The sequence below is a fragment of the Caballeronia sp. NCF2 genome (genome assembly GCF_023631205.1).
Classification (GTDB): Bacteria; Pseudomonadota; Gammaproteobacteria; order Burkholderiales; family Burkholderiaceae; genus Caballeronia; species Caballeronia zhejiangensis.
The window spans coordinates 23,137-48,698 of sequence record NZ_JALQDN010000062.1; the positions used below are offsets into that span (position 1 = coordinate 23,137).

The following is a 25,562-nucleotide window of genomic DNA, read 5'->3' on the forward strand; positions in this document are numbered from 1 at the left end:
TCCGAATCGATGTGGGCATTCCGGCACGTACTGCGCGCTTTTGCGAACGCACATCCATTCGGTCAGCGAATCATGGAGCCGTTGCCTATGATTGATCTCAGGCCGGTTCCAGCTCATCGTCAAAGGACAAGGAGTCGTTCACATGAAAGCTCCTCAACGTTTGGCACGAATCGAGTTGATAGCGCCGTTGTCAGGCGTGATGGTCCAACTCGACACCGTGCCCGATCCAGTTTTCGCGCAGAAGATGGTCGGCGACGGCGTATCGATCGATCCCACTTCGGACGAATTGCTCGCCCCGCTCTCGGGGACAGTCACGCAGCTGCATCGAGCGGCGCACGCGGCGACGATCACCGGCGAAAGCGGTCTCCAGGTGCTGATCCACATCGGCCTCGACACCGTGATGCTGCGCGGGGAAGGCTTCACGCCGCTCGTCAAGGAAGGCGACACCGTCACGACCGGCCAGCCGCTGATCCGCTTCGATCCGGTCGTCGTCGGCGCGCGGGCCGTGAGCCTGCTCACGCAGATGGTCATCGCCAACGGTGAGCTCGTGACCCGCTACGTGCCCGCCACGGGCCTCGTCACGGCGGGCAAGGACGTCGCGTTGACGGTCGAATTCGTCGGCGCCGCCGCGGACGACGCGAGCGGCGGCCCAGCAGGCGCCATCCGGTCAGACGAAATCACGCTGCCGAATCCGCAAGGCCTGCACGCGCGGCCCGCTGCGGTATTCGCCGCCGAAGCCAAGAAATACAAATCCGACATTCGCGTCCTGCGCGGCGACGACAGCGCGAACGCGAAATCCGTCGTCGCGCTGATGGCGCTCGCGACGAGCTTCGGCGACAAATTGCGCGTCGAGGCCGCCGGCCCCGATGCCGGCGAAGCCGCCGCCGCGCTCGCGCGCCTGCTCGCGTCGGGCTCGGGCGAAAAGCCCGGCGACGCGCCCGCGCCCGCCGTTGCCGCGGCCGAACCGGTCGCACCGGCGCGCGCCCCGTCCACGAACGCCAACGAATTCACGGGCGTCTCCGCGTCGCCGGGACTCGCGGTCGGCAAGATCGTGCAGTTCCGCCGCGAAGTCATCGACGTGGCCGAGGCGGGCGAATCGCCGCAACGCGAACGCGCACGGCTCGACGCCGCGCATCACGAAGCGCGTCAGCAAATCGAGGCGCTGAAGGCGAATCTGACCGATCCGTCCAAGGCGCAGATCCTCGACGCGCACCTCGAACTGCTCGACGATCCCGATCTCACCGACGCGGCCATCGCCGGCATCAGCGACGGCAAGAGCGCGGGTTTTGCGTGGCGCGCCGCGTTCGAGACGCAGGCGAGCAATCTGGAGAGGGTCGACAACGCGCTTCTGCGCGAGCGTGCGGGCGATATCCGCGATGTCGGCCGCCGCGTGCTGGCGCTGCTCGCGGGCGTAAAGCAGGCGCATATCGACGTGGCGGACGAATCGATCCTCATCGCCGAGGAGCTTTCGCCCTCGGACACGGCCTCGCTCGATCGCAGCAAGGTGCTCGGTTTCTGCACGACGACCGGCGGCGCGACGAGTCACGTCGCGATTCTGGCGCGCTCGCTCGGCATTCCGGCGATCTGCGGCATCGACGAAGATGCGCTGCAATTGTCCGATGGCACGCTCGTCGTGCTCGACGGTTCGCACGGCAGCCTGCGGCGCAATCCCAGTGCGGACGATCTGGCCAAGGCGCGCGAGCGCATCGACCGTCAGACGAAAAAGCGCGAGGAAGAGAAAGTCGCCGCGAGCAAGCAGGCCGTCACGGCGGACGGGCATCGCGTCGAAGTCGTTGCAAATATCCGGAATGCGCAGGAAGCGCGCGATGCGGTCGCGGCGGGCGCGGAAGGCGTCGGACTGCTGCGTTCCGAATTTTTGTTCGATAACCGCGACACCGCGCCGTCGGAAGACGAACAGGCCGCCGAATATTGCGCCGTGGCCGAAGCGCTCGGCCGCGAGCGTCCGCTCGTCGTGCGAACGCTCGACGTCGGCGGCGACAAACCGCTGTCGTACCTGCCGCTGCCGAAAGAGGACAACCCGTTCCTCGGGCTGCGCGGCGTGCGCGTGAGCCTCGATCGTCCCGATATGTTCCGCACGCAATTGCGCGCGATTTTGCGGGCCGCGCCGATCGGCAATCTGCACATCATGTTCCCGATGGTCGCGTCCATCGAGGAAGTGCGCGCCGCCAAGCGGCTTCTTCAGGAAGAAGCCGGCGATCGCATCGACAGCGTCAAGGTCGGCGTGATGATAGAAGTGCCGTCCGCCGCGCTCATCGCCGAGCCGCTCGCGCGCGAAGTCGATTTCTTTTCCATCGGCACCAACGATCTGACGCAGTACACGGTCGCGATGGATCGCGGACATCCGAAGCTCGCGAAACAGGCGGACGCGCTGCATCCGGCGGTGCTGCGTCTGATCGGCATGACCGTCGATGGCGCGCACAAGCATGGCAAGTGGGTCGGCGTGTGCGGCGGCATCGCGTCCGATGCGATGGCGGTGCCGGTGCTCGTCGGCCTCGGCATCGACGAGCTGTCGGTCAGCGTGCCTGCCGTCGGCTCGATCAAGGCGCAACTCGCGCGCCTCACGATGGACGAAGCCCGCCAGCTCGCGGCAAAGGTAATCACGTTGGGCACGGCCGCCGAAGTGCGCGCCCTGCTCGCCCCGTACGCGGAATAAGCGGAACAAGCGGAGACAAAAAAATGTTCAAAAACGCATTCGGCGTGGTGCAGAAGGTCGGCAAGTCGCTGATGCTGCCGGTCGCGGTGCTGCCCGTCGCCGGCCTCTTGCTCGGTCTCGGCGCGACCGATTTTCATGGCTACGTGCCCGCCATCATCCTCGAACTGATGAAGAACGCCGGCGACGTGATCTTCGGCAATCTGCCGTTGATCTTCGCGATCGGCGTGGCGCTCGGCTTCACGGAAAACGATGGCGTATCGGGAATCGCGGCGACCATCGGCTATCTCGTGATGACGGCGACGCTCGGCGTCATCGCGAAGCTCGAAGGCGTCGAGCCGACGATGATCATGGGCATTCCGTCGATTCAGACCGGCGTGTTCGGCGGCATTCTCGCGGGCGGTCTCGCGGCGTGGATGTTCAACCGCTATTACCGCATCACGCTGCCAGCCTATCTCGGTTTCTTCGCCGGCAAGCGCTTCGTGCCGATCGTCACGGCCATCGGTGCGATCGTGCTCGGCGCGGTGCTGTCGGTCGTGTGGCCGCCGATCGGCGGTGTCATCAAGGCGTTCTCGCAATGGGCGGCGGTCTCCGATCCCCGCACCGCGGCGACCGTGTACGGTTTTGTCGAACGTCTGCTGATTCCGTTCGGTTTGCATCACATCTGGAACGTTCCGTTTTTTTTCGAGGCGGGCAGCTTCCTCGATCCGACGACAGGCAAGATCGTTCATGGCGACATCAACCGTTTCTTCGCCGGCGATCCGACCGCGGGCATTCTGTCGGGCGCCTTCCTGTTCAAGATGTTCGGCCTGCCCGCCGCCGCGATCGCGATCTGGCATTGCGCCAAACCCGAAAAGAAGGTCGCGGTCGGCGGCATGATGGTGTCGGCAGCGCTGACTTCCTTCCTCACCGGCATCACGGAGCCGATCGAGTTCGCGTTCCTGTTCGTCGCGCCCGTGCTGTACTTCATTCACGCGTGTCTCGCGGCGTCGGCGCAATTCGTCGCCAATACGCTGAACATGCACATGGGCTTCACGTTCTCGCAAGGCGCGATCGACTTTTTGATGTTCAACCTGATCGGCAACAAGGCGACGCACGCGTGGTACGTGTTCATCCTCGGGCCGATCTATGCGGCGATCTATTACGTCGTGTTCCGTTTCGTGATTACGCGCTTCAATCTCAAGACGCCGGGACGTGAGGACGATACGGCGGCCACTGCCGCGGTAAGTTCCAGTGGCGTCGGCGGACGCTCGCGCGATCTCGTGCTCGCGTTCGGCGGCCGCTCGAACATCAAGAGCCTCGATGCGTGCATCACGCGCCTGCGGATCACGGTGAACGATCCGTCGCTCGTCGATGATGCAAGGTTGAAGGCACTCGGCGCTGCGGGCGTCGTGCGCGTCGGCAACGGCGTGCAGGCGATTTTCGGGCCGCTGTCGGAGAACATGAAGACCGACATGCAGGACTATCTGAAGACCGCGGGAAGCGACGCCGATCTGCCAGTGGCGGGCGCAGCATCCACCGCCACAGCTTCCGACGCGATGAGCGCCCCGGCTGCGGCGCCCGCGCAGGATGCAGCGCAGCAGAAGGCGCGCGCGGAAAAGATTCGCGCGGCGCTGGGCGGCGCGGCCAATATCCTCAAGCTCGAACCGCTCGCGGCCACGCGCTTGCGCGTCGCGCTCGGCGATGCGTCGCGGCTCGACGGCGCCGCGCTGAAAGCGGCGGGCGTGCCGGCGACGCAGCCGCTTGCCAACGGCGAAGTCGATCTGATCGTTGGACTCGAAGCGGAGAACCTTGCGGGCGCGATGCGTTGATTCACGCGGGCACGTCGCCCGAGCGCGGCTTTTCCACGGCGTAGTAAGCGAGGCACCCCGCCACGACGCCCCAGAAAGCCGCGCCGATACCAAGCAAGGTCACGTCGCTGAGCGTAACGACGAACACGATCATCGCGCTCAGCGGCAACGCCGAACGAAACGCGCTGACGAAAGACTTTTCGAGCACGCCCATCATCGCGAGCCCGGCGAGAATCGCGATATACGCGCCGGGCAGATTCGCCAGCAGAAACACATATGCCGTGGCGAACACGCCGATCGCCACGCATATGACGCCCGCGATCAACGCGCCGATGTAATGCCGGCCATGCGTGCCGCCCGACACGAGAATCGCATTGCTCGGCCCCGCAAGCACCGAAGGACAGCCGCCGAACGGCGCGGTGATCGCGCTCAGTACGCCGCTATAGATCGTCACGAGCCGCAACGACGTGCGATATCCCGATGCCCGCGTCACCGCGATTCCCTGCGCGTTCTGCACGAAAATCACGGTGATGAGCATCGGCAACAAGAGTTGCGAGATCGCGTGAATATCGAAGCGCGGCGCGACGAGCGCAGGCGTCGCCGTCCATGCGCCGCCGCTGTGACTCGGCAAACGGAAGCCCGTTGCGAAGAGAATCGCCGCGCCTGCCAGCATCGCGCCGATGAGCGGCGGCATGGGCGCTGCGTTGCGTCGCTCGAGCCACATCAGCCCGAAGAACGCGATCGACATGCTGGCGCCTATGAGCGGCGCGGCTATCGTCGAATGCACGACGGCCAGCACGTACTTGATGAAGAGTCCGGCGATCATCGCCATGACGATCGCCATGGGCACCCATCGGTCGAGCAGCGCGACGAGGTTCGTCACGCCGAGCACGAGCAGCACCGCGGCGCACACGAGATACGTGCCCACGGCTGCGCCGAATCCGTATTGCGCGATCACCGGCGCGGCGAGAATCGCGCCGGGAATCGTCCACAGAAAGAGCAAAGGCTGACGCGTCTTCCAGCTGATGACGATGCTCGCCAGCCCGTTCATTCCGATCGACGCGAACAGCCACGACGATGTCTGCGCGAAGCTCAAGCCGCCCTCGCGCGACGCGGCGATGATGATCGCGACCGGTCCCGTCGCGGAAAAGGTCATGCTCGCGAACGCAAGCGAAAAGTACAAAAGCCATGACCGGCCGATGCCGCTATCGGAAGCGCCGCCAACAGACATGTGTCTCGCTCGAACGGAAGCGTTTTCTCGCGTCGGCATCGACGCAAGAAAATGCTGCGGATTGAAGGGCCGGCCTCAATGCGCCGTCGATTCGGCATGTACGGGCGCACGCCATGCGAGACCGATGATCACGCCGAGCACGCAAAGCGCGCCAATGTACCAGGCGGGGGCCATCGTGATGCCCTGCCGCCCTACCAGAAACGAGGCGATTGCGGGCGCGGTGCCGCCGAAGATCGCATACGCCGTGTTGTACGAGAGCGCGAAACCGGTGAAGCGCACTTCCGGCGGAAAGCTCTTCACGATGATGTAAGGCCCGAGCGTGATCGTCCCGATCAGGAAGCCGCCGAGGATATACAGCGCCCACACGGACTGACTGCCCGCGTTCAGGTTCATGTAGAACGCGCCGGTGACGAGCAGCATCGCGACACTGCCGATCGCATACGCGCGCCCGCCGCCGATCTTGTCGGCTGCCCATCCAGCGAAGGTGCTGCCGACGATCAGCCCGAAGATCGACCACGAGTTGTTCGTGAAGACATCCTTCGGCGCGAAGTGGAACTGCGATTGCAGGAACGTCGGCGTGTAGAGGAAGTACAGCACGAAGATGCCGGAGAACACCCACGTCGCCAGCAGCGAGACGATTACCGCGCCGCGATGCTCTTTCAGCACGACCGCGAGCGGCAGACGCGCATCCGCTTCACGCTTCGCACGCAGCGCTTCGAACACCGGCGTTTCCTGCAGATAGCGGCGCAAATAAACGGAGATCAGACCGAACGCGCCGCCCGCGATGAACGGCAGACGCCAGCCCCAGCTCTTCAGATCCGCCGGCTCCATGTTGCCGATGAGGAACTTCGCCGACAGCGCGCCGAGCAGAATGCCGGTGCAAAGACCCGACATCAGAAGACCGCATGCGAGACCGATACGATCGCGCCTCACATGCTCGGAGCAGAAGATCCACGCACCCGGCACTTCCCCGCCGACCGAAAGACCCTGCAAAACGCGGCACAAGAGAAAGAGCAACGGCGCGACGATGCCGAGCGTCGCATAGCTCGGCAACAAGCCGATGAGCAACGTCGGCGCGGCCATGAGAAAAAGGCTCAGCGCGAACATCTTCTTGCGGCCGATGCGATCGCCAAAGTGCGCGAAGAAGATGCCGCCGATCGGACGCACGAGATAACCCGCTGCGAAGATGCAGAACACTTCGAGCTGCGCGAGCCATTCGGGCGTCTGCGGCGGAAAGAACACGGTGGCGAGCAGCTTCGTGAAGAACACCGCGACGATGAAGTCGTAGTACTCCAGCGCGCCGCCTAGCGACGCCAGCATCAGCGTCTTGATATCGTTGCGTGACATCGACCGCCCATGAATGGCGACGTCGTCCGTCTGTACCGGGGTAGAACTCATCTTTGGCTCCAAACTCTGAGTGAGGTGACGTTCAACGCATTCGCCATTTAATCAGCATGCTGATTATTCATGCGCGCCTTCTTCACCTGCGCATGACCCTGTGCGACGCATCGTTCTATTGACTTCGCGTATTGACTTCAATCATTGACATCCGGCGCTCCAGCCATCAGCATTTCGTCAGTACGCTGACGGATAGATTTGTATCCGGAAAAAATTGGGAGCGCAACTGTGATTGCACCTACAATCTTTAGATTCCTGCGTGGCAAAACTTCTTCGATAAAGGGTTAAGGATGAGTACCGTTGCCGATAAAAAAGCTGCTGTTTCCGATGGCGGCATCGAGACCGGACACTTGTGGCAGCGGCCGGGGTTTCTGATCCGGCGGCTCAATCAGATCCATATCGCGCTCTTCTTCGAGTGCTGCAAGGACTTCGCCATCACGCCCGTGCAGTACGGCTTGCTGACCACATTGAGCGAGCGGCCCGGTCTCGACCAGACATCGCTGTGTGCGGAAGTGGGCGTCGATCGCACGACGATGGCCGACGTGCTGCGCCGTCTGGAGGAACGCGGACTCGTCAAGCGCGAGCCGAGTCCGCACGACGGGCGCCTCAAGATCGCGAACATCACGGCGAAAGGACGCCGCACGATGAAGGACATGTACGGCAGCATGCGTGAAGCTCAAGTCAGATTCCTTGGCCCGCTGAGCCCCGAAGATCGCGCTCATTTCGTGCGAATGATGATGCAGCTCGTCGAAGGCAATAATCAGTACGGCCGCACTTCCCTCAAGCATTTCGACTGACTATCGCGTGATATCGCGGCGGTACGTTTCGGGCACGAAGAGCGCGCCGACCGCGAACGACACTACCGCGATCACGATCGGATACCAGAGCCCGAAGTAGACGTTGCCGCGCGCCACAGCCATCGCCGAAACCACGAACGGCAGCATTCCGCCGAACCAGCCCGAACCCAGATGGAACGGCAACGATAGCGACGTATATCGAATGCGCGCCGGAAACAGCTCGACCATGAATGCGGCCATCGGGCCATAGACCATCGCGAGATAAAGCAGCAGAAGCCACATCAGAAATACGACCATTGGCGCGTTGATTTTCGATGCATCCGCATGCGCCGACCAGCCCGAGGCGATCAACGCCTTTTCCAGTTCGCGTTTGTCGCTTCCATGAACGACGATCGAGCCGATTTGCGTCGATGCCGCTTCTCCCGCTTGCAACGGAGCGCGGTCATACGAAACACCCGATGCGCTGAGAAACGAGCGTATGCGATCGCATTCCGTCACTGGCGCGGAGAACAGCGTAAAGCGGCAATCGTCCGCGTGGACCGTGACAGGTGCGCGCTTCTGAAACGCTTCCAACCGAGGATTCGCGTAGTGCGTGAGCGCATGAAAGATCGGTTGCGTCGTCGCGGCGAGCAACAGGCACGCGAGCATCATGATCCACTTTCGTCCAATGCGATCCGATAGCCAGCCGAACACGAGGTAGAACGGAAATACCGCGATCAATGCAATCGCGAGGAACAGGTTCACCGTATTGGGCGCGACTTTCAGCGTGTTCTGCAGAAAGTACATGGAGTAGAAATGTCCAGTGCCGAAGACGACACCCACGCCCGATGCCGTGCTGAACAGCATGATCAACACGTATTTGAGGTTCGCCCATTCGCCGAAGCTCTCGCCTATCGGCGAAGTCGATAACCTGTTCGCGCGCTTCATCTCACGAAAGGTCGGCGATTCGGCGAGCTTCGTGCGCAGATACACCGAGATCGCGAGCAACACGATCGACACGAGGAACGGCACGCGCCAGCCCCAACTCTGGAATGCGGCTTCGTCCATCGATGCACGGCTGATGCTGACCGCCGCGATCGATGCGAGCAGGCCCAGCGTCGCTGTCGTTTGCAGCGAGCTCGTATAAAAGCCGCGCCGATCCACAGGCGAATGTTCCGCGAGATAGGTCGCCGCGCCGCCCGTTTCGCCGCCGAGCGCGAAGCCTTGCAAGAGCCGCAACGCAACGAGCAAGCCAGGCGCCAGCATGCCGATCTTGTCGAACGACGGCAGCAAGCCCACGCCGATGGTCGCGACGCCCATCAACACGATGGTCGCCATGAACGTGTACTTTCGCCCGATGCGATCGCCGAGCCTGCCAAAGAAGAGCGCGCCGAGCGGACGTACGAGGAAGCCCGCGCCGAACGTCGCGAGACTCGCGAGAAACGCCACCGTATCGTTGCCGCTCGGAAAGAACAACGTGCTGAACGTGCCCGCTAGCGCAGCGTAGATATAGAAGTCATACCATTCGAGCAACGCACCGAACGAAGACGCGACGATTAGCGTGAATTCATGACGCGTGACTGCGCGGTGCGACCGCTCCGAAAGAGACGTGGCCATGTCGATCCCATGCGCCCTGGCATCAGGCGAGCCGTGCTACGAGATGATCAAAGATCTTTGAGCAATTCGAGCGCTTCATCACGCTTCATCACGGCAGCGTATTTCTGCGCCATGTCGAAGAGATTCGCCTCGTGCGGCGCAATCGCGCGATCACCGACGCAATCCGACAACACGAATGGACGAAATCCGTATTGCATCGCATCGACGACGGACGACCGCACGCAACCGCTCGTCACTGCACCCGCGACGACGAGCGTTCGCACGCCATGCTGCGTGAGCCATGCCGCGAGCGACGTCCCGAAGAACGCCGATGGCGCTGTTTTGCGCACGACGAGTTCGCCTGCGCGCGGCGTGAGCTGCGGCACGATCGCGCTGTCGTGCGAATCTTCCTTCAGCGCGAGCAGGCCCGGCACTTTCATCGTGAAGACGTTGTGATCGGAGTCATCGTCGGCGAAGACGATACGGCTATGCGCAACCGGCCAGCCCTTCTCGCGCGCATGCGCAAGCAAGGGCACGGTGTTCTCGATGGCTTGCGGAATATTGCCGCCGCCGAACACTTCGGGATTCGCGAAGCCGTTCACCAGATCGACGATCAAAAGGCCGACCGGCGCTTTCGGTTCGAGCGTCGAGCCGAAGCTCTGACGCTTGTAGGTTTCGATATCGTGGGACATGTGCGGGGTTTTCCTGGGTTAGCGGTCGAGGACCACGCCATCGCGCACGACGGCTTCGCCATCGAGGAATACATCGCAATGACGCAGCGGAATGTCGATATGACAGGTCGTCGAGCGGCTGCCGCCGGCTTCGTTATTCGGTCCGAGCGAAAACAGGAAGTTGCCTTCGAACGCGCGCGCATCCATGCCGATGGTCGCCTCGCGATCGTAGAGCCCGAGCGTCGACCAGTGAGCGCGCGGCTGCAGGCCCCAGCCAATGTGCGAAATCGCGTAGGCCTCTGGATCGTTGAACGTCGCCATGTATTCGCTTAGCAATTGCGCGTCGATGCCGCCTTCGATGCGCTTTGCATAACCGCCTTCGACGGTCAGTTCGATGCGTTCCTGCACATAGCTTTTCTGCGGCAACAAAATATCGCCGCGCTCGATCGCGATGCGGCCATGCGCCTTGCCATCGTTAGGAAACGTCAGCGCGAATCCGCTTGGCCAGTGATCCCAGCGCCCCGGTTCATCGACGAAACCGTATTCGGCGATCGGTTCGAACTCGCCGAGCGGACAGCGAAAATCCGTCCCCGCGGCGGAGACGATATGCATCTCCTTAGCGCGCGCGATGCGCGCCCGTGCGGCGAGCACGCGTTCGCGATCGGCGGGTGTCGGCACGAGGCGCGTAAGCACTTCGGGTGGCTCGACCGCGAGCAGGATCTTCGTGCCGGCCTTGAGTATGTCGAGTTGCTCGGGCGAGAACAGCAAGGTCATCAGATCGAGCACGAGATCGCTTTCCTTCAACGCGGCAATCGCGGCCCGGTTGCCGGTCAACGGCGTCGTGCCGAGATACGCGAGGGAATCGCGGCTCAACGCCTTCTCGCCGTTCACCGGCGGCAAGTCGAGGCGATTGACGATTGCGCCCATCGCTTGCGTCGCGATCAGTGCGGTCGATAGCGTTTGCGGATGCGTCGACGCGCTCGTGAGAATGGTGACGGTCTGCCCTGCTTCGAGACGCGAGAGCTCGAGCACCTTCGTCCACGCATCGACCATCTGATAATCACTGACTGGCATGATTGCCTCCTTCAACGAGCGTCGGAATGGATGCGCCGAGGAAATCGCCGAGCGCGGCGTGAAAGCCGGCTTCGTCGTCCCACGGAATCATGTGACCAGCGTCACGCACGCGCGTGTGCTGAAGATGCGGCACGAGTGCGCGAATCTCTTCGACGTCTTCGTCGCGCACAACGTCGCCTCTGCCCGCGGTGACGAGCAGCGCGGCAATCCGCAGATGCGCGAGATCGGCGTGAATGTCGTCGGTATGGAAGCCTTCAAAGCTCGCGCGTATCGCGCGTTCGTCACATGTATGAAGCCACTCCGCGCGCAACGCGAGTTGTTCATGGGTCCATGTGGGACAGAAGGCGCGCATTGCGTCGGCCGTCATGCCTTCGCGCGACTGCCGGATCGAATCGATGTACCACGGCAATTGCGACGGATAGACACGACGTCCCGGTCCCGAAACGGGCGGATCGATCATCGCGAGACGCGTCATGCCTGCGGGCTCCGAACGCGCAGCGCGTATGCCGATGCGCGCGCCCATCGAGTGACCGACGACGCTGTAGCGCTCGAATCCCAAGGTAGTTGCGAACGCAACCAGATCGGCGGCTTGTGCGTCGAGGCTGTAGTCGAGCGAATCCGATGCCGACGACAAGCCTCGTCCGCGCACATCGAGCACATAGGTATCGAACACTTGGCCAATATGCTCCGCGACGAAGCCCCACGTCACCGCAGGACTCGTAATGCCCGGCACGATGATCACCGGATCGAGTCCCGTGCGTGCGCCACCGTAACGCAGATAGTGCTGACGGATGCCATTCGCCTGAACGTTCGCGCCGTACAGATAAGTCGACATGTCGCCCTCGCTCAATATGCGCCGGACAGCAACGCGCCCGCGCCCGGCACGACGGCTTCGAGACCGAGTTGCTTGAGCATCGCATAGGTCGTCGCGACGGCCGCGGTGACGACCGGCTTGCCCGTCATTGCCTCGACCTTCGCGATCACCGGCAACGAAGGCATCTGCACGCATGCCGACAGCACGATGGCATCGGCTTCCTCATATCGCATCGACATGACGATCTCGGGAAGGCGGCTCGGATCATGACGCGCGACTTCGAGATTGTCGGGAATCTCGAGCGCGCGATAGTCGATCACGTCGTAATCCTCATTGCGGATATAGTCGACCACGAGTTCGGTCAACGGCTTCATATAAGGCGTGACGACGACCACGCGCTTCGCGCCGATCACCTTCAATGCATCGACCAGCGCGCCCGCGCTCGTGATGACGGGCGCATCGCCGCCGTTGTCGACGGTGCGCTCGTGCAAGCGCTTTTGCGATACGCGATGATAGCCATGACCCATCGCCATGATCGCGACGAGACACGCATAGCCGAGCACATCGACGCGCGCATCGGAGAGTTCAACTGCGCAGCGGTCCGACTCAGCATCCATCGCGGCGAGTTCTTCCTTCACGACCTTTTTCATCCGCATGCGGCTCGAATGAAACGTGAAGCGCTCGGGGCGAATCGTCTGGCGCGCGAGCAACATCGCGGGAATCTCGGTCTCCATCGTCGTGTTCGAACTCGGCACGATCTGGCCGATGCGGTAGTGCTTGGTCATGTGCTGCTCCATGTGCTTGTGTTCTTCGGGGTGGTCAAAGGCGGAAGAGGCGTTCCGCATTGCCGTGACAGACGAGCGCTCGCGTGGCGTCGTCGAGCGGCGCGCGTTCTATGAAGTCCGCTGCGATCTCCGTCGATTCATACGGATAGTCAACCGAGAACATCACCGCTTGCGCGCCCATTTCGCCGATCGCGCCGATGAGCGCCGGGGCCGAGCACACGCCCGAGGTCGTGATCAGGATGTTGGTGCCGATGTAATCCGAAGGCGCCCGTTCAAGACTCAGGCCATGCGAATAAACCGCGAAACGGCTGTCGAAGCGCCAGCGCAAGAACGGCAGACCTTCGCCCATGTGCCCGAGAATGATCTTCAGATTGGGGAAGCGATCGAACACGCCGCTGAACAGCAGGCGCAATGCGTGGCTGCCGGTTTCGATGCCCCAGCCCCAAGTCGCGCCGGTGAGTTCGGGATGACCGTCGAGCACGCGCGGGGTCACGAATGCATCCGTCGGATGCAGATATAAAGGTACGTCGAGTTCCTGCATCGTCGCCCAGAAGGGATCGTAAGCGCGGTCGTCGTAGTAGGTGCCGAGTGTGTGACCATTGACGAGCGCGCCCTTGAAGCCGAGTTCGCGCACGGCGCGCGTCAGTTCATCGGATGCGGCCTTCGCGGTATGCATCGGCAACGTCGCAAAGCCGCCGAAGCGCAACGGATGACGCGCGATCTGCTGCGCGAGAAAGTCGTTGCTCGCCTTCGCGCGGCTGATCGCGAGCGCCGCATCCGGCTCGCCCTGCACGCTCGGGCCCGTTTGCGAAAGTATCGTGTAGTCGATGCCCGCGCGATCCATTTCGACGATGCGCTGTTCGTCGAAATCGGTCAGGCGCGCGGCGAGATCGCGCAGGACTTCAGGCGCGATGTGCTGCGTGAAGCTCTTCGAATAGCTCTGGAAACCGGGCGTGCCGAAATGCTCTTCCAGGGCGATCTTGCGAATCCGCTTGTTCATTTGAACTCCATTTGATCAGTAGGCTGACGATATGGTCGTGCGACGAGCCGGGACCGGCTCATCTCGCGTGCTCAATCGCCCTTTCCGAAAAGCTGTTTGATGCGCGCCCAGATGACGCTCCACACGAGGCTGCCCGCATTGAACTTCGCGGACGCTGAGGACAGCGCCGCCTCGGGCGCCGCGTTACCGCCGAGCTGCGCCGTGATGCGCGCGCCGAAATCCGCGATCATCCTGCGCACGAAATCCTTCACGAGGCCCGAACGCGAGAACTGCGCGAGCGGTCCTTGCAACATGTATTCGAGCGTGACCGCGACCCGCGTTTGCGCGCCCCCGCCTTCGCTCGTCAATGCATATGTCACATCGCCATTCGCTCGCGAACGGCTGATGTTGTCCTGCCCCGCTCCACGCATGACCGCGCGATGCGCGGCATCGTCGCGTTCCAGGCGCGCCGCGCCAGCGAAGTTCGCCGACATCGGTCCGAACTTGATCGCGATCTTGCCCTTCACGCTTTCGCCGTCGTGCTCCACGAGTTCCGCGCCCGGAAGACACGACGTGACCGAAGGCAGATCGCCCATGAACGCCCACACCTTGTCGAGCGCGAAGGGAACGACGAAGCTGTCGTCTATTGCGGTCCACCCTTTGCGTTGCGCGGCGGGTTGATCCGTCGATGCAGTGCTCGCGGCCACGGGTGCCTGCGGCGCGGCAACCGGTGTAGCGGCGAACGTCTGAAACGCTGGCGCCGAAATAGTTGCATCGCTAACTATTGCGCGTGCGATAGGCGCATCCGCAATCGGTTCCGCTTTCAGATCGGCGAGAACCGCCTTGATCGCAGCGACGATGCCCATATAGCCTGTGCAGCGGCACAGATTGCCCGACAGTTCGAGCCGGATGCGTGCTTCGTCCGCATCGGGAAAGCGGCGCACGATATCCCGCGCGGTGATCAGCATGCCGGGCGTGCAATAACCGCATTGCAGGCCGTGATGGATCGAGAACGCACGACGCAGACGCTTCATCAGTTCGTCGTCCTCGAAGCCTTCGATGGTGCGTATTTTCTGCTGATCGCAACCGACGGCGAATGTGATGCACGAGCGCACCGGCTCGCCATCGACGAGCACGGTGCAGGCGCCGCACACGCCGTGCTCGCAACCGAGGTGCGTGCCGGTCAAGTTGTGTGCATCGCGAAGAAAGTCGCCGAGATGCACGCGCGATTCGACATCCTCGCGCACGGATCGATCGTTGATAGTAAGTTCGATGACGGACATGGCAGTCTCTTTAAACCGTATTCGCGTTGGACACGCCGAACGCCTGCAGAAGACAACGTTCGAGCGCTGCGGTATGAATCTGCCGATCGATGCCGTCCGCGTTCGGCATCGCACTCGTCACGGCTTGCGCGAGCGCTTCGCCGTTGGCGGCAGACGGGCCGCGTTGCGCGATCTGCCGTGCGAGATCATCGAGTGCGGCCGGCGGGGCATCGAGCGCGCCGAGCACGATGCGCGCGAGTCCCGTGCGTGCATCGAATGCAGCCGCTGCGCTTGCATGTGCGAATTCGCCGGTCTTGCGGCACAGCTTGTAATAACCCCAGCGAAGCGTCGGACCGAGCTTCGGCAGCAACACGGCGGTAATGATCTCGCCGTCAACGAGCAACGTCGTGAACGCACCCAGCATGAATTCGCTCACGCGGACTTGCCGCGCGCCGCCTGCTTTCGATAGCTCCAGACGGGCATCGACAGCGGACAATGCAAGCGGCCAGTCGGCGGCGGGATCGGCATGAGCAAGACTGCCGCCGATGGTCCCGCGATTGCGAATCGCACGATACGCGATGCCGCCCGCCACATGCTGCATGTACGGATGACGCAGCAGTGCGTGCTTGCCGTCTTCGATCTCCGCATGCGTGACCGCCGCGCCGATACGCACGTGATCGCCCGCGTCGGAGACACTGCGCAGGTCCGCGATGCGCGATACATCCACTACGCGGCCAGGCCGTGCAAGCCGCAAGTTAAGCATCGGGCCCATCGACTGACTGCCCGATATCGGCTTTGCGCGAGTCAACTCCTTGAGCGCGTCGGGCAATGACATCGCCCTTACATACTCGAACGCAGCGGCTTTCATCCCGCCACCTCCTGACTGAGTTCTTCCTTGCGCGCCGCCTTGCGAGCCTTCGCGGCCTCGATCGCGGCCAGCAAACGGCGCGGCGTCAACGGCGTTTCCGACACGAGCGCGCCGATGGGCGTGAGCGCATCGTTCACTGCATTGAAGAGTGCAGCCGGCGGCGCGATCGCTCCGCCCTCGCCCACGCCCTTCGCGCCGAATTCCGTATAAGGCGACGGCGTTTCCATATGGATGATCGTCAGCGACGGCAACTCGGTCGGTCCCGGCAACATGTAGTCGGCGAGTGTCGACGTGAGCGGTTGCGCGTTGTCGTCGTAGAGCGTTTCCTCATAGAACGCGGTGCCGATGCCTTGCGCCGTGCCACCGATTGTCTGCCCTTCGACGACCATCGGATTGATCATGCGACCGCAATCTTCGACGATCACATAGTCGAGAATCTCGACGTCGCCTGTCTTCGGATCGACGGCGACTGCCGCCGCGTGCGTCGCATAGCTGAACGCGCCGGTATCGACCTTCGGCTTGAAGCCTTGCGTCGCTTCGAGACCCGCGAGATTCACGCCCGCAGGCAAGCGCTCGGGACGGAGATACCATGCAGCCGCGATCTCCTGAATCGTCACGCGGCCCGTTAAGCCGATCACTTCACCGTTCTCGAAGCGCACCACCTCCTGTTCTTCCCCAAGCAGATGAGCACCGATGAAGAGCAGGCGCGGCACGAGTTCGCGGCACGTCGCGGCCACTGCGCCGCCAGCCATGACGATGCTGCGCGATGCATACGTGCCTGTCGAATACGGCGTAAGGGCGGTATCGCCATGCACGACCTTGATCTTTTGCAGCGGCACGCCGAGCACTTCGTTCGCGATCTGCGCGAGCGTCGTCTCCATGCCTTGTCCGTGCGAGTGGATGCCCGCGCGCAGTTCGAGTCCTCCATCGGCCGTGATACGCACGGTCGCGAGATCGTATCCCGGCACGACCGGCAAGCCCCATGATGCGAACACGGCCGTGCCATGCGCCGATTGCTCGGTGAACGTCGCGAATCCGATGCCGACGAGACGCCCATCCTTCTCGCCCTCTTTCTGCCGTGCGCGCCACTTCGGCACATCGAGTTGCGCCACTGCGCGTCGCAGGCTCTCCTGGAAGTCGCCGCTGTCGTAGTGTTTCTTCACGACATTGGTATAAGGCATGTCCGCGCCACGCACGAGATTGTCATGGCGCACTTCCCACGCTTCGCGTCCGACCGCGCGCGCGATCGCATCCATCGTGAGTTCGATTGCGAAGCACACGCCCGTGCGCGCTACGCCGCGATACGGCAGAAAGCCCGGCTTGTTGGTCGCGGCGCATTGCGTACGGCAGCGATAGCCGCTGAAATCGTAAGGCCCCGGAAGGTTGCCGAGCGCCTGCCCTGTTTCAAGACCGATCGTAAAGGGCCATGCGGAGTACGCCCCGCCGTCGATCAAAAGCTCCGCATCGAGCGCGAGCAGACGGCCGTTTGTATCGGCATACGCAGTGAGTTCGTAGTGGTGCTGACGCGAGTTCGCGCCCGCGATCAAATGCTCGCGCCGATCCTCGATGAAACGAAAAGGCTTCTTGTACGTCAGCGCGAGCCACGCAATGCACAGCTCTTCCTGCTGCAACACGCACTTGTAGCCGAACGCGCCGCCGACATCGGGTGAAATGACGCGCACCTGCGCATGATCGATGCCGAGACATTGCGACAGCACCGTGCGAATCATATGCGGCACTTGCGTCGAGGTGATGACCACGAGTTGCGAATGCGTATGGTCCCAATACGCGAGCACGGCCTTGCCTTCCATCGGCACCATGCATTGACGCGCGAGATCGACCCTCTGCTTGACGACAACGGGCGCGTCCTTTGAACGCTCGTCGAAGTCGATGTCCGCCTTGAGGTCCAGAAAGAGATTGTCCGTCCAGTGATCGTGCACGCGCACGTCGGTGCGTTCGCGAGCGGTGAACGCGCTGGCGAAGGCTGGCAGCTCGTCGAGATCGAGCTCGATTTCCTCGGCGATATCTTCGGCTTGCGCGCGGGTCTTCGCGAAGCACATCGCGACCGGCTCGCCGACGAAGCGCACCTTGCCCGATGCGAGCGGCGGATGCGACGAAGGCTTGTACGTCGGCAGGCTCGAATCGGCGACGATATCCGTGGCGTCGTGCATGTCGTCGCGCACGATCACCTGTGCCGCATGACTCGCCGGCTTGCCGATATGCACGATACGCGCATGCGCAACCGGACTGCGCAAGAACGCGACCTCCTGCAGATCGGGAAACGTGTAGTCGGCGACGAACTTGCCCTTGCCATGAAGATGCCGCTCGTCTTCGCGCCGCCTCACGCGCACGCCGACGCCACCGCTTTCGGCTGGCGCTTCCATGTGTTCCGTGTCACTCATGCGCTCTCTCCCAACGATGTTCAGACAGGGTAGGCGAGATCGTTCGCGATCATCGCGGTGTCGTAGACAGCCTGTCTTTCCTTCAGCAGAAGAACGTTACCATTGCGCGCGAAGCGGTCAAAAAGCCTGCCCGCCTGATGCAGCGTAGTCGCGCCTTCGACGAGCGTTTGCAGCAGCATGTAGTTGCTCTGCGCGACGATTTCCTCGTCGGTCGCGTTCAAGATACGCACGTTGGAAACGAAGTGCAGCATTTGACGCGGCGCGAACATCTGCGTGCGTGCAATCGCGACCGCACGATCGCGCAGCATGTCGCGTCCTTCGGCGTACACGAGCCCGACGGGAAATCCATTGGCCGCGTTCTCGTATTCGGTCACGCGATAAAGACAGTTCTCGGTAAAGAATTCAGGCCAGCGCTCGATGTCCCCGCCATCGAGCGCCGCGCAATACTCCGCATGAAAGTCTTCGACCGCCGCGCGTGCGATCAGCGCCTTGTCGTGCGCGATGTTCTGTTTTTCGAATCCTGGCAGCATCTAGAACCCCATCACTTCACGATAGTGCTTGTACATGGCGCGAATGGCGGCTTCGGAGATCAGGTTGTCGGCCGTTCCGATCTTGTCGCCATCCAGCTTGATGATGCTGCGGTCGCTCACCGAGCGGCGCACGCCTTCCTGAACGAACTTCATCGCTTCGTTGTCTTCGAGGCCGAGAAAGCCCGACGGTCCCATCAGATTGCCCTGACGCAAACGGTGACGCACCATGTCTTCCGTGTCGTCTTCATAACCGAACATCGTCCAGAGCATGATCATGCTGTTCGGTCCGTTCGGCACGATATGCCGAATGCCGAGCGTATTCATCTCGCGCTGCACGATGAGGTTCGGCCAGATGGTCTGCATCGTCACCGACCATTCGGAATCGAACTCCTTGATGAATTCGAGGAAGCGCTCGTCACGCAAGATCATGCCGTCGTGGAAGGAACGCATCTCCTTCTTCTTGTCTTCATCGATGGTGGCGTAGAGCGAATCGCTTTTTGCGGAGGCCATCGTGCCGTGAATGCCGTATTTGCTGTCCGCGACCATCGCCGAACGATTGCCCGCCACGAGCAGGCCGAACACGACGAGGAACGAGTGCAGCAACGTCGCGTGATACGGATCCTTCAAGTTCTCGTGATACATCTTCCAGTTGCACGGCAGCTCGTTCTTGTAGAAGCCGAGCACGCGCAGGCGCTTGCCGTTGAACACCGCGTCGAAGTCCTCGAGTATCTCGGGCGTGAGATAGTCTTCAAGCGATTCCATGTCGTGCGCGAACGATGCGAACACGACCCCATTGCGCGTCGCAACCGCAAGTTTGCGAAGACCGTGATCATCGTTGCGGAAATCCTTCGGCATGCCGCCCAGCTTGTTCACCCCACGCCGGAACGGCACGCCTTGCAGATTGCCCTTGAGGTCATACGACCATTGGTGATACGGGCACACGAACTCCTTGTTGTTGCCGCGGCTATGCCGGCAGAACTCCGCCCCGCGATGCGCGCAGCGGTTTTCGAACACGTTGATCGAGCCGTCCTCCGCGCGCGATACGACGACCGGCGTCGGGCCGACATAAGAGCGCTTGAAATCGCCGGAATTGGGCACTTCCGCTTCGAGCGCGACGAAGTTCCAGGTGCGCCCGTGGAAGATCCGTTCGACTTCGCGCGTATAGACCGCCTCGCTCGTGTACACCCAGTCCGGGATGCATTGCAGCCCTTCTTCGGGCCAAACGAGCCCTTCTATCGGCGGGTTTTTCGATTGAGGCGTATGAATGCCGATGATCGTTTCAGACGAGTACACCTTGATCTCCCGAGTGTGTTGAGCGAACCAGCTTGTCGAGCTGGCGCAGCTTGATCGTGGGGTCGGCGAGCATGCGGGGATCGACCGCAACGCCTTCTTCGACGAGCCTTCTGATGGCGCGCAACTCGCCGCCTTGATTGATCGCGAGCACATGCGCGATGACGCCGCCGCGCAGACCCATCAGCACGGTCTTGTCATCGACGCCCGCGCGTTCGATCCACTGATCGATCTCGCCATCGGGCAGGCCGAGCATCTGGATGTTCCAGTCGTATTGGTCGGTCCAGAACCACGGCGTCGGTGCATAAGCAATCTCTTCTCCGGCGATGTTGCGCGCCGCCACGATCGCCTGTTCCTGCGCGTTCTGCCACGATTCGAGACGCGTCGCGCGACCGTTTGCGCCGTATGGGAAGTTGGCGCAATCGCCTGCCGCATAGACATTCTCGCCGGACGTGCGGCAATGCCGATCGACGACGATGCCGTTGTTCGTCGCCATGCCCGCAGCTTTGGCGAGTTCGTCGTTCGGCTCCTGGCCGATAGCGATCACGCCCAAGTCGAACGGCGTTGCATCGACTTGCACGCCGTCCGCGTGCTCCGTGACTTGCAGATGCTTCACGTCGAATATGAAGCGCACGCCGTGAGTTTCGTGCTTCATGCGCAGACGTTCGGCGAACATGGGCGGCAGCGCGCGGCTCAGCAAGCCCGATGCCGTTTCGAACACGCTCACGTCGAGGCCGCGCGTTCTTGCGCTCGCCGCGAATTCCAACCCTAGAAATCCAGCGCCGATCACAGCCACCGATTGCGCCGTTGCGAGCCGCGCACGCAAGCGCATCGCATCGTCGAGCGTGCGCAGATAGAACGTATGCGGACCTTCCGGCGCGCCCGGCAACTGCCGCGCACGACCACCCGTCGTCAGGATGCAATGGTCGTAGCGCAGTTCGCCATTACGTTCGAGCGTCGCGACGCACGATTGCGTATCGAGCCGCAGCACTCGATCGTTGAGCCATTCGATGCGCGCATCGCCGTATCGCTCGACGGCATGCACCCAGCCGTTGAAGCAATCGTCATCGTCCTTCGCGATGAGGACATCCTTTGACAGCGGCGGCCTTTCATACGGCGCATGACGCTCATCGCCGACCAGCACGATGCGCCCTTCATAACCATGTGTGCGCAACGCTTCTGCCGCGCGCGCGCCAGCCTGCCCCGCTCCGATGATCAATGCAGTCCGAGTCATGATTTGCGCGTGCATCAAAGATCGACGTAGATCTCGCCGCCTTCCACCTGCACGCCGTATACGCGAATCGGTTGCGTGACTGGCGCGCAAAGGGCAGCGCCCGTGCGGATATCGAAACGCCCCTGATGCAGCGGACATTCGATGCAGCCGTCTTCCATATAGCCGTCGCTCAAGAGCGCGAACTGGTGCGTGCAAACGTTGTGCGTGGCATGGACTTCTCCGTCGAGCAAATAGAGCGCGATGCGCTCTTCGCCGATCGTCACGCCGAACGGTTCGTCTTCCACTAGATCGGCGAGCTTCGCCGCGAACTTGAGTGCCATTCGTCGCCCCTTCGAAAATCGATCAGTATGCTGATGAATCTGTTGTTCGTATGCTAGCAGGACTTTTCGCCGAGTCAACCGATCAAAAATAATGGCTTTCCCGTAGAGAATCCGGCAAGAACGCGTTCGTGCGATGATTCGAAGATTCGTCCCATCGATCAGCGTCATGCCTTCCACCGCCGTCACGCGCACGAACCCGCTGCCGCTCGCGAGCATTGGCTTCATCCTTGCATCGATGCTGTGCCTCGCAATTGTCGATCCGCTCGCGAAAGCCATCGCGCTGCGCTATCCCGCCAACGAGCTCACGTTCTTTTGCATGTTGTTCGGCCTGATTCCGCCCGTGGCGATGTGCGCTGTCGGCCAGCGCTCGCTGATCGATCGCGTGAAGCGGCTCGGCTTCAGGGGACAGACCTGGCGCTGCCACGCAACGGCGATAGCGCTGCCGACGGGACCGATCGCCTGATCATCGCTCGACCAAGGACATCATGAATCTCGAAGCACTCGACACGCCCGCCGCGATCATCGATATCGCGCGAATGCAGCACAACATCGACCGGATGCAGACGCGCATGAACGCGCTCGGCGTGAAGTTCCGGCCGCATGTGAAGACGACGAAATGCGCCGGCGTCGTGCGCGCGCAGATTGCAGCAGGCGCGCAAGGCATCACCGTATCCACGCTGAAAGAAGCGGAAGCATTCTTCGCGGCGGGCATCGACGACATTCTCTACGCGGTGGGTATCGTGCCCGCGAAGTTGCCGCGCGCGATGGCCCTCAAGCAAAAAGGCTGCGATCTGAAGATCATCGCCGACAACGCGGCGGCGGCATCGGCGATCGTCGCGTATTGCAAGCACGCGAACGACATATTCGAAGTGTGGCTCGAAATCGATACGGATGGTCATCGTTCAGGCCTCGCGCCCGATGACGACGCGCTCATCGAGATCGGCCGCGTGCTTCAGGAACGCGGCATCGAAGTCGGCGGCGTGATGACGCACGCTGGCTCCAGCTACGAATTGAACGATCAAGAAGCGCTCGCCGCGCTCGCGGAACAGGAGCGCGCGGGATGCGTGCGCGCGGCCGAACGGCTTCGCGCTGCGGGCATCGCATGCAGGACCGTGAGCGTCGGCTCGACGCCGACCGCGCTCGCCGCGAAGCATCTGGAAGGCGTCACCGAAGTGCGCGCCGGCGTTTATGTGTTCTTCGATCTCGTGATGGCGAACGTCGGTGTTTGCGATGCAAACGATGTCGCGTTGAGCGTGCTCACGAGCGTCATCGGTCATCAACCCGACAAGGGCTGGGTCATCGTCGATGCGGGATGGATGGCGATGAGCCGCGACCGCGGCACGTCGAAGCAGACGCACGATTACGGTTATGGACTTGCATGCGCGCTCGACGGTACGCCTCTCGAAGGCTGCGAACTCGTCGGTGCGAATCAGGAGCACGGCATTCTCGCCGTCGAATGTGGCGATGAGATCACGAAGCGGTTTCCCATCGGCATGAAGCTGCGCATCCTGCCGAATCATGCATGCGCGACGGGCGCGCAATACCCCGAGTACCAGGCGTTAGCCGCCGACGGCAGCACCATCGCATGGCCGCGCTTTCACGGCTGGTGAGATCGACGAGCGGAAAGCCGCTCATAAACGATGAGACCGCCAAACACGATTCCCGCCGAAACACTCGTGCAGCCGCTATAGCTGACGAGGCCGAGCGCCCATCCTTGATAGTCGACGATGAAGCGCAGCGCGAGCACGAGACCGCACCATCCTGCTATTCGAAAGCCGCGCGTTTGCCCTGCGCGAAGCGCGCGGCCGAATAGCATCATCTGATGACGATCCATCGAGACCGCGAGGCAAGCGAAGGCCATCAGGCAGAAAACGATGCTCAAGAGATGCGTCATGCGCTTTCCTTTTCGCGCTCGGGCATGACGGCACGCGCCGCGATGCGCTTGCCAACGGGCTTCGCGCGCGGACGATGGCGTGTCACGCGTATCGCCAATGCCGCATGCAGCAGGGCGAATGCCCACATCATCAGATCGAAGCCGGCGAACACCCAATCGCCTTGCGCGATGCTGCGCCACAAGGGCCGGTTCGTGGTCAGCGCATTGAGCGCCGGCACGAGCGCGAGCATCGTCGTGGCGAGCCAAAGCAGTTCGATCCACGCGCGCCTTGCGGGACGCACGAACGCATATAGCAGCGTCGCGCCCCACATCGCGAAGAAAACATTGACCTCGGCATCGTCACGCGCGGCGATGCCGAGCGGCAGCAGCCGATTGCCCCACAGAAAGCTCGTCATCGCGATGGAAAGTCCCGCGATGCTCGCGATATTCAAACGTTCGACGAGCCAGAAGCCGACGTACGGCCGCGCCGGGTCGGCCAGCTTCTGACGGCGCTTGACCGTCCACATGACAAGCCCCGTGCCGACCATCGCCGTGCCCGCGAGACTGACGATGAAGTACAGCCAGCGCAGTTGCATATCGCTGAAGCGTCCGAGATGCAGCGCATACAGCACGCCGCGCGTTTCGGCCGCGCCGCCGACGCTGTCCTTCACTTCGATGAGCTTGCCCGTCACGCCATCGAAGAGCATGTACTGCGGACTCATCGACACGCGCGACGCCTCACCTCGCGAAACAGCCACGCGCGCGGTGCTGTCGCCGGGATTGGTGATCGTCACGCGACCGACCTTGTCGCGGCCCCAGCGCGCTTGCGCTTCGCGCACCATCGCATCGACGCGTGCAAGCGGCGCGTTCTGTCCGGAAGACTCGCGAGGCTGAATGAACGCGCTGAGTTGCGAAGTCATCGCGGCGCGTTCGGCGGGTGTCCTGAAGGCGGTCTGCGCGCCCCACGGCATGTACATCGCCATCAACGTGACGAGGCCGGTGTAGGTGATCATCGCGTGAAATGGCAGACCGAATACCGACAGCGCGTTATGCGCGTCGAGCCAAGAACGCTGACCCTTGCCCCATCGAAAAGTGAAAAAGTCGACGAAAATTTTCTTGTGCGTAATGACGCCGCTCACGATCGCGACGAGCATGAACATGGCGCACAGGCCCGCGAGCCAGCGCCCCCATAACACCGGCATGTAATAAAACTGGAAATGAAAGCGATAGAAAAATTCACCGCCGAGGGTCTCGCGCGCGGTTGTGCGCTCGCCCGTGACCGGATCGAAACGGGCTGATTCGAATGCGCGCTTGCCCTTGGATGCGCCCGGCGTGCGCCAGAACGAATCGATGACGCTCGTGCGTTCGTCCGGCAATGCGAAGCTCCACTGCGTACTGCCCGCCGCGATCTTGCCGAGCGTCTCGACGACGCGTTGCGCGACGAGCGCCGCATCCGGCATGTCGCGCTGCTGCGCTTGCTCGGGCCGCATCCATTGCGACGTTTCGTCCTTGAAGTAGCTGACGGTCCCGGTAAGGAACATCGCGTAGAGAATCCAGCCTGCGAGCAGGCCCGCCCACGTATGCAGATCGGACATGCTCTGGCGAATGCCGCGGCCTTTCGCTTTGGAATCGCGCGCGCTTCTCACGAGACGTGTCCTCCCGGCCATACCGTCCATGCGGCCATCAACAGCGGCACGGCGATGAACGCGAGCCCGCTCCATGCCCGACGCGCGCTGCGAACCGCGAACACCCAGATCACCGCGCACACGTAGACGACGAAGCTCACGAGCATGCCGGCGAGCACGGCTTGTGGCTTGCTCATCGGCAGGGCGAGTGCCGCGACGCTCGCGAGCGCGGCGAGCGCGTATCCGCCGAATATCGCGGCCACGATGCGAGAGACGAGCGGGCCGTGCCGGACGAGCGCGCTCATTGGTCGTGTACGCGTCGGCGCGTCATAGGCTTTCAAGGCGTTCTTATGCGAAAGATTGGCCGGATGCA

The 25,562-nt window shown here is 62.4% G+C and carries 23 protein-coding genes; 5 read left to right on the forward strand and 18 right to left on the reverse strand.

Features of this window, described 5'->3' with window-relative positions; translation table 11 throughout:
- Positions 1-142: 142 nt before the first annotated feature.
- On the forward strand, positions 143-2,674 hold the full coding sequence (gene ptsP, locus NCS02_RS20985) for a phosphoenolpyruvate--protein phosphotransferase (RefSeq protein ID WP_250519961.1): 2,532 nt from the start codon (positions 143-145) through the stop codon (positions 2,672-2,674).
- Positions 2,675-2,697: 23 nt separating this feature from the next.
- On the forward strand, positions 2,698-4,482 hold the full coding sequence (ptsG, locus tag NCS02_RS20990) for a PTS glucose transporter subunit IIBC (protein WP_250503241.1): 1,785 nt from the start codon (positions 2,698-2,700) through the stop codon (positions 4,480-4,482).
- Between the two features lies 1 nt (position 4,483).
- Here ptsG and NCS02_RS20995 read toward each other — a convergent pair whose 3' ends face one another.
- Complete coding sequence (locus NCS02_RS20995) at positions 4,484-5,692, reverse strand: benzoate/H(+) symporter BenE family transporter (RefSeq protein ID WP_250503242.1); 1,209 nt, start codon at positions 5,690-5,692, stop codon at positions 4,484-4,486.
- Positions 5,693-5,767: 75 nt separating this feature from the next.
- The gene (locus tag NCS02_RS21000) at positions 5,768-7,090 is read right to left on the reverse strand and encodes an MFS transporter (RefSeq protein ID WP_239294831.1); all 1,323 of its coding nucleotides are present in this window, start codon (positions 7,088-7,090) and stop codon (positions 5,768-5,770) included.
- Between the two features lie 290 nt (positions 7,091-7,380).
- Between NCS02_RS21000 and NCS02_RS21005 the strand changes: the two genes are divergently transcribed.
- Positions 7,381-7,887, forward strand: coding sequence for a MarR family winged helix-turn-helix transcriptional regulator (locus NCS02_RS21005; RefSeq protein WP_200889168.1), 507 nt, complete (start codon positions 7,381-7,383; stop codon positions 7,885-7,887).
- On the opposite strand, the gene NCS02_RS21010 is transcribed toward NCS02_RS21005, so the two are convergent.
- From NCS02_RS21010 to NCS02_RS21070, 13 genes are all read right to left on the reverse strand, one after another.
- Positions 7,888-9,483: an MFS transporter gene (locus NCS02_RS21010; protein WP_250503243.1), complete on the reverse strand. Its 1,596-nt coding sequence runs from the start codon at positions 9,481-9,483 to the stop codon at positions 7,888-7,890.
- 47 nt (positions 9,484-9,530) lie between these two features.
- Positions 9,531-10,154: an N-carbamoylsarcosine amidohydrolase gene (locus NCS02_RS21015; RefSeq protein WP_008348163.1), complete on the reverse strand. Its 624-nt coding sequence runs from the start codon at positions 10,152-10,154 to the stop codon at positions 9,531-9,533.
- An 18-nt stretch (positions 10,155-10,172) separates the two neighbouring features.
- Positions 10,173-11,207 (reverse strand): 2,5-dihydroxypyridine 5,6-dioxygenase NicX family protein, encoded by a 1,035-nt coding sequence (locus NCS02_RS21020; RefSeq protein ID WP_250503244.1) that lies wholly within the window; start codon positions 11,205-11,207, stop codon positions 10,173-10,175.
- Positions 11,194-12,042: an alpha/beta fold hydrolase gene (locus NCS02_RS21025; RefSeq protein WP_034470923.1), complete on the reverse strand. Its 849-nt coding sequence runs from the start codon at positions 12,040-12,042 to the stop codon at positions 11,194-11,196. Before NCS02_RS21025 ends, NCS02_RS21020 begins: the two co-directional genes overlap by 14 nt.
- Positions 12,043-12,053: 11 nt before the next feature.
- Positions 12,054-12,806 carry a maleate cis-trans isomerase family protein gene (locus NCS02_RS21030; RefSeq protein WP_034471022.1) on the reverse strand — a complete coding sequence of 251 codons (753 nt, stop codon included), beginning with the start codon at positions 12,804-12,806 and terminating at the stop codon, positions 12,054-12,056.
- A gap of 34 nt (positions 12,807-12,840) precedes the next feature.
- Positions 12,841-13,806 (reverse strand): amidohydrolase family protein, encoded by a 966-nt coding sequence (locus tag NCS02_RS21035; protein WP_250503245.1) that lies wholly within the window; start codon positions 13,804-13,806, stop codon positions 12,841-12,843.
- Between the two features lie 71 nt (positions 13,807-13,877).
- Positions 13,878-15,068 carry a xanthine dehydrogenase family Fe-S subunit gene (locus tag NCS02_RS21040; RefSeq protein ID WP_250503246.1) on the reverse strand — a complete coding sequence of 397 codons (1,191 nt, stop codon included), beginning with the start codon at positions 15,066-15,068 and terminating at the stop codon, positions 13,878-13,880.
- A gap of 10 nt (positions 15,069-15,078) precedes the next feature.
- Positions 15,079-15,915, reverse strand: coding sequence for an FAD binding domain-containing protein (locus NCS02_RS21045; RefSeq protein ID WP_250503247.1), 837 nt, complete (start codon positions 15,913-15,915; stop codon positions 15,079-15,081).
- Positions 15,912-18,317, reverse strand: coding sequence for a xanthine dehydrogenase family protein molybdopterin-binding subunit (locus tag NCS02_RS21050; protein ID WP_250503248.1), 2,406 nt, complete (start codon positions 18,315-18,317; stop codon positions 15,912-15,914). The genes NCS02_RS21045 and NCS02_RS21050 overlap by 4 nt, the downstream gene beginning before the upstream one ends.
- A gap of 20 nt (positions 18,318-18,337) precedes the next feature.
- Positions 18,338-18,847, reverse strand: coding sequence for an aromatic-ring-hydroxylating dioxygenase subunit beta (locus NCS02_RS21055; RefSeq protein ID WP_034470910.1), 510 nt, complete (start codon positions 18,845-18,847; stop codon positions 18,338-18,340).
- On the reverse strand, positions 18,848-20,140 hold the full coding sequence (locus NCS02_RS21060; RefSeq protein WP_034470908.1) for an aromatic ring-hydroxylating dioxygenase subunit alpha: 1,293 nt from the start codon (positions 20,138-20,140) through the stop codon (positions 18,848-18,850).
- Complete coding sequence (locus NCS02_RS21065; RefSeq protein ID WP_250503249.1) at positions 20,127-21,371, reverse strand: NAD(P)/FAD-dependent oxidoreductase; 1,245 nt, start codon at positions 21,369-21,371, stop codon at positions 20,127-20,129. Before NCS02_RS21065 ends, NCS02_RS21060 begins: the two co-directional genes overlap by 14 nt.
- A gap of 14 nt (positions 21,372-21,385) precedes the next feature.
- Entirely contained in the window at positions 21,386-21,691 is a 306-nt protein-coding gene (locus tag NCS02_RS21070) for a non-heme iron oxygenase ferredoxin subunit (RefSeq protein WP_250440994.1), read from the reverse strand.
- 166 nt (positions 21,692-21,857) lie between these two features.
- Here NCS02_RS21070 and NCS02_RS21075 point away from each other — a divergent pair, with 166 nt between their 5' ends.
- Together NCS02_RS21075 and NCS02_RS21080 are read left to right on the forward strand one after the other, a co-directional pair.
- Positions 21,858-22,154 carry a hypothetical protein gene (locus NCS02_RS21075; RefSeq protein WP_250503250.1) on the forward strand — a complete coding sequence of 99 codons (297 nt, stop codon included), beginning with the start codon at positions 21,858-21,860 and terminating at the stop codon, positions 22,152-22,154.
- A 22-nt stretch (positions 22,155-22,176) separates the two neighbouring features.
- On the forward strand, positions 22,177-23,301 hold the full coding sequence (locus NCS02_RS21080; protein ID WP_250503251.1) for a DSD1 family PLP-dependent enzyme: 1,125 nt from the start codon (positions 22,177-22,179) through the stop codon (positions 23,299-23,301).
- Here the strand turns inward: NCS02_RS21080 and NCS02_RS21085 are convergent.
- Genes NCS02_RS21085 through NCS02_RS21095 form a run of 3 tightly spaced genes read right to left on the reverse strand, consistent with a single transcriptional unit; the run spans position 23,289 to position 25,494 of the window.
- The gene (locus tag NCS02_RS21085) at positions 23,289-23,585 is read right to left on the reverse strand and encodes a DUF3325 domain-containing protein (RefSeq protein ID WP_034470898.1); all 297 of its coding nucleotides are present in this window, start codon (positions 23,583-23,585) and stop codon (positions 23,289-23,291) included. The two genes, NCS02_RS21080 and NCS02_RS21085, sit on opposite strands and share 13 nt — an antisense overlap.
- Positions 23,582-25,240 (reverse strand): PepSY-associated TM helix domain-containing protein, encoded by a 1,659-nt coding sequence (locus tag NCS02_RS21090; RefSeq protein ID WP_502800891.1) that lies wholly within the window; start codon positions 25,238-25,240, stop codon positions 23,582-23,584. Before NCS02_RS21090 ends, NCS02_RS21085 begins: the two co-directional genes overlap by 4 nt.
- The gene (locus NCS02_RS21095) at positions 25,207-25,494 is read right to left on the reverse strand and encodes a DUF3649 domain-containing protein (protein ID WP_175980978.1); all 288 of its coding nucleotides are present in this window, start codon (positions 25,492-25,494) and stop codon (positions 25,207-25,209) included. Before NCS02_RS21095 ends, NCS02_RS21090 begins: the two co-directional genes overlap by 34 nt.
- Positions 25,495-25,562: the final 68 nt, after the last annotated feature.

Coding starts and splice junctions, on each gene's coding strand:
- NCS02_RS21095 (WP_175980978.1), bottom strand. CDS start 25,494: ATGAGCGCGCTCGTCCGGCACGGCCCGCTCGTCTCTCGCATCGTGGCC.
- NCS02_RS21070 (WP_250440994.1), bottom strand. CDS start 21,691: ATGGCACTCAAGTTCGCGGCGAAGCTCGCCGATCTAGTGGAAGACGAA.
- NCS02_RS21040 (WP_250503246.1), bottom strand. CDS start 15,068: ATGTCCGTCATCGAACTTACTATCAACGATCGATCCGTGCGCGAGGAT.
- ptsP (WP_250519961.1), top strand. CDS start 143: ATGAAAGCTCCTCAACGTTTGGCACGAATCGAGTTGATAGCGCCGTTG.
- NCS02_RS21085 (WP_034470898.1), bottom strand. CDS start 23,585: ATGACGCATCTCTTGAGCATCGTTTTCTGCCTGATGGCCTTCGCTTGC.
- NCS02_RS21050 (WP_250503248.1), bottom strand. CDS start 18,317: ATGAGTGACACGGAACACATGGAAGCGCCAGCCGAAAGCGGTGGCGTC.
- NCS02_RS21065 (WP_250503249.1), bottom strand. CDS start 21,371: ATGACTCGGACTGCATTGATCATCGGAGCGGGGCAGGCTGGCGCGCGC.
- NCS02_RS20995 (WP_250503242.1), bottom strand. CDS start 5,692: ATGTCTGTTGGCGGCGCTTCCGATAGCGGCATCGGCCGGTCATGGCTT.
- NCS02_RS21025 (WP_034470923.1), bottom strand. CDS start 12,042: ATGTCGACTTATCTGTACGGCGCGAACGTTCAGGCGAATGGCATCCGT.
- NCS02_RS21010 (WP_250503243.1), bottom strand. CDS start 9,483: ATGGCCACGTCTCTTTCGGAGCGGTCGCACCGCGCAGTCACGCGTCAT.
- NCS02_RS21005 (WP_200889168.1), top strand. CDS start 7,381: ATGAGTACCGTTGCCGATAAAAAAGCTGCTGTTTCCGATGGCGGCATC.
- NCS02_RS21080 (WP_250503251.1), top strand. CDS start 22,177: ATGAATCTCGAAGCACTCGACACGCCCGCCGCGATCATCGATATCGCG.
- NCS02_RS21035 (WP_250503245.1), bottom strand. CDS start 13,806: ATGAACAAGCGGATTCGCAAGATCGCCCTGGAAGAGCATTTCGGCACG.
- NCS02_RS21045 (WP_250503247.1), bottom strand. CDS start 15,915: ATGAAAGCCGCTGCGTTCGAGTATGTAAGGGCGATGTCATTGCCCGAC.
- NCS02_RS21000 (WP_239294831.1), bottom strand. CDS start 7,090: ATGAGTTCTACCCCGGTACAGACGGACGACGTCGCCATTCATGGGCGG.
- NCS02_RS21020 (WP_250503244.1), bottom strand. CDS start 11,207: ATGCCAGTCAGTGATTATCAGATGGTCGATGCGTGGACGAAGGTGCTC.
- NCS02_RS21075 (WP_250503250.1), top strand. CDS start 21,858: ATGCCTTCCACCGCCGTCACGCGCACGAACCCGCTGCCGCTCGCGAGC.
- NCS02_RS21055 (WP_034470910.1), bottom strand. CDS start 18,847: ATGCTGCCAGGATTCGAAAAACAGAACATCGCGCACGACAAGGCGCTG.
- NCS02_RS21015 (WP_008348163.1), bottom strand. CDS start 10,154: ATGTCCCACGATATCGAAACCTACAAGCGTCAGAGCTTCGGCTCGACG.
- NCS02_RS21030 (WP_034471022.1), bottom strand. CDS start 12,806: ATGACCAAGCACTACCGCATCGGCCAGATCGTGCCGAGTTCGAACACG.
- ptsG (WP_250503241.1), top strand. CDS start 2,698: ATGTTCAAAAACGCATTCGGCGTGGTGCAGAAGGTCGGCAAGTCGCTG.
- NCS02_RS21090 (WP_502800891.1), bottom strand. CDS start 25,240: ATGGACGGTATGGCCGGGAGGACACGTCTCGTGAGAAGCGCGCGCGAT.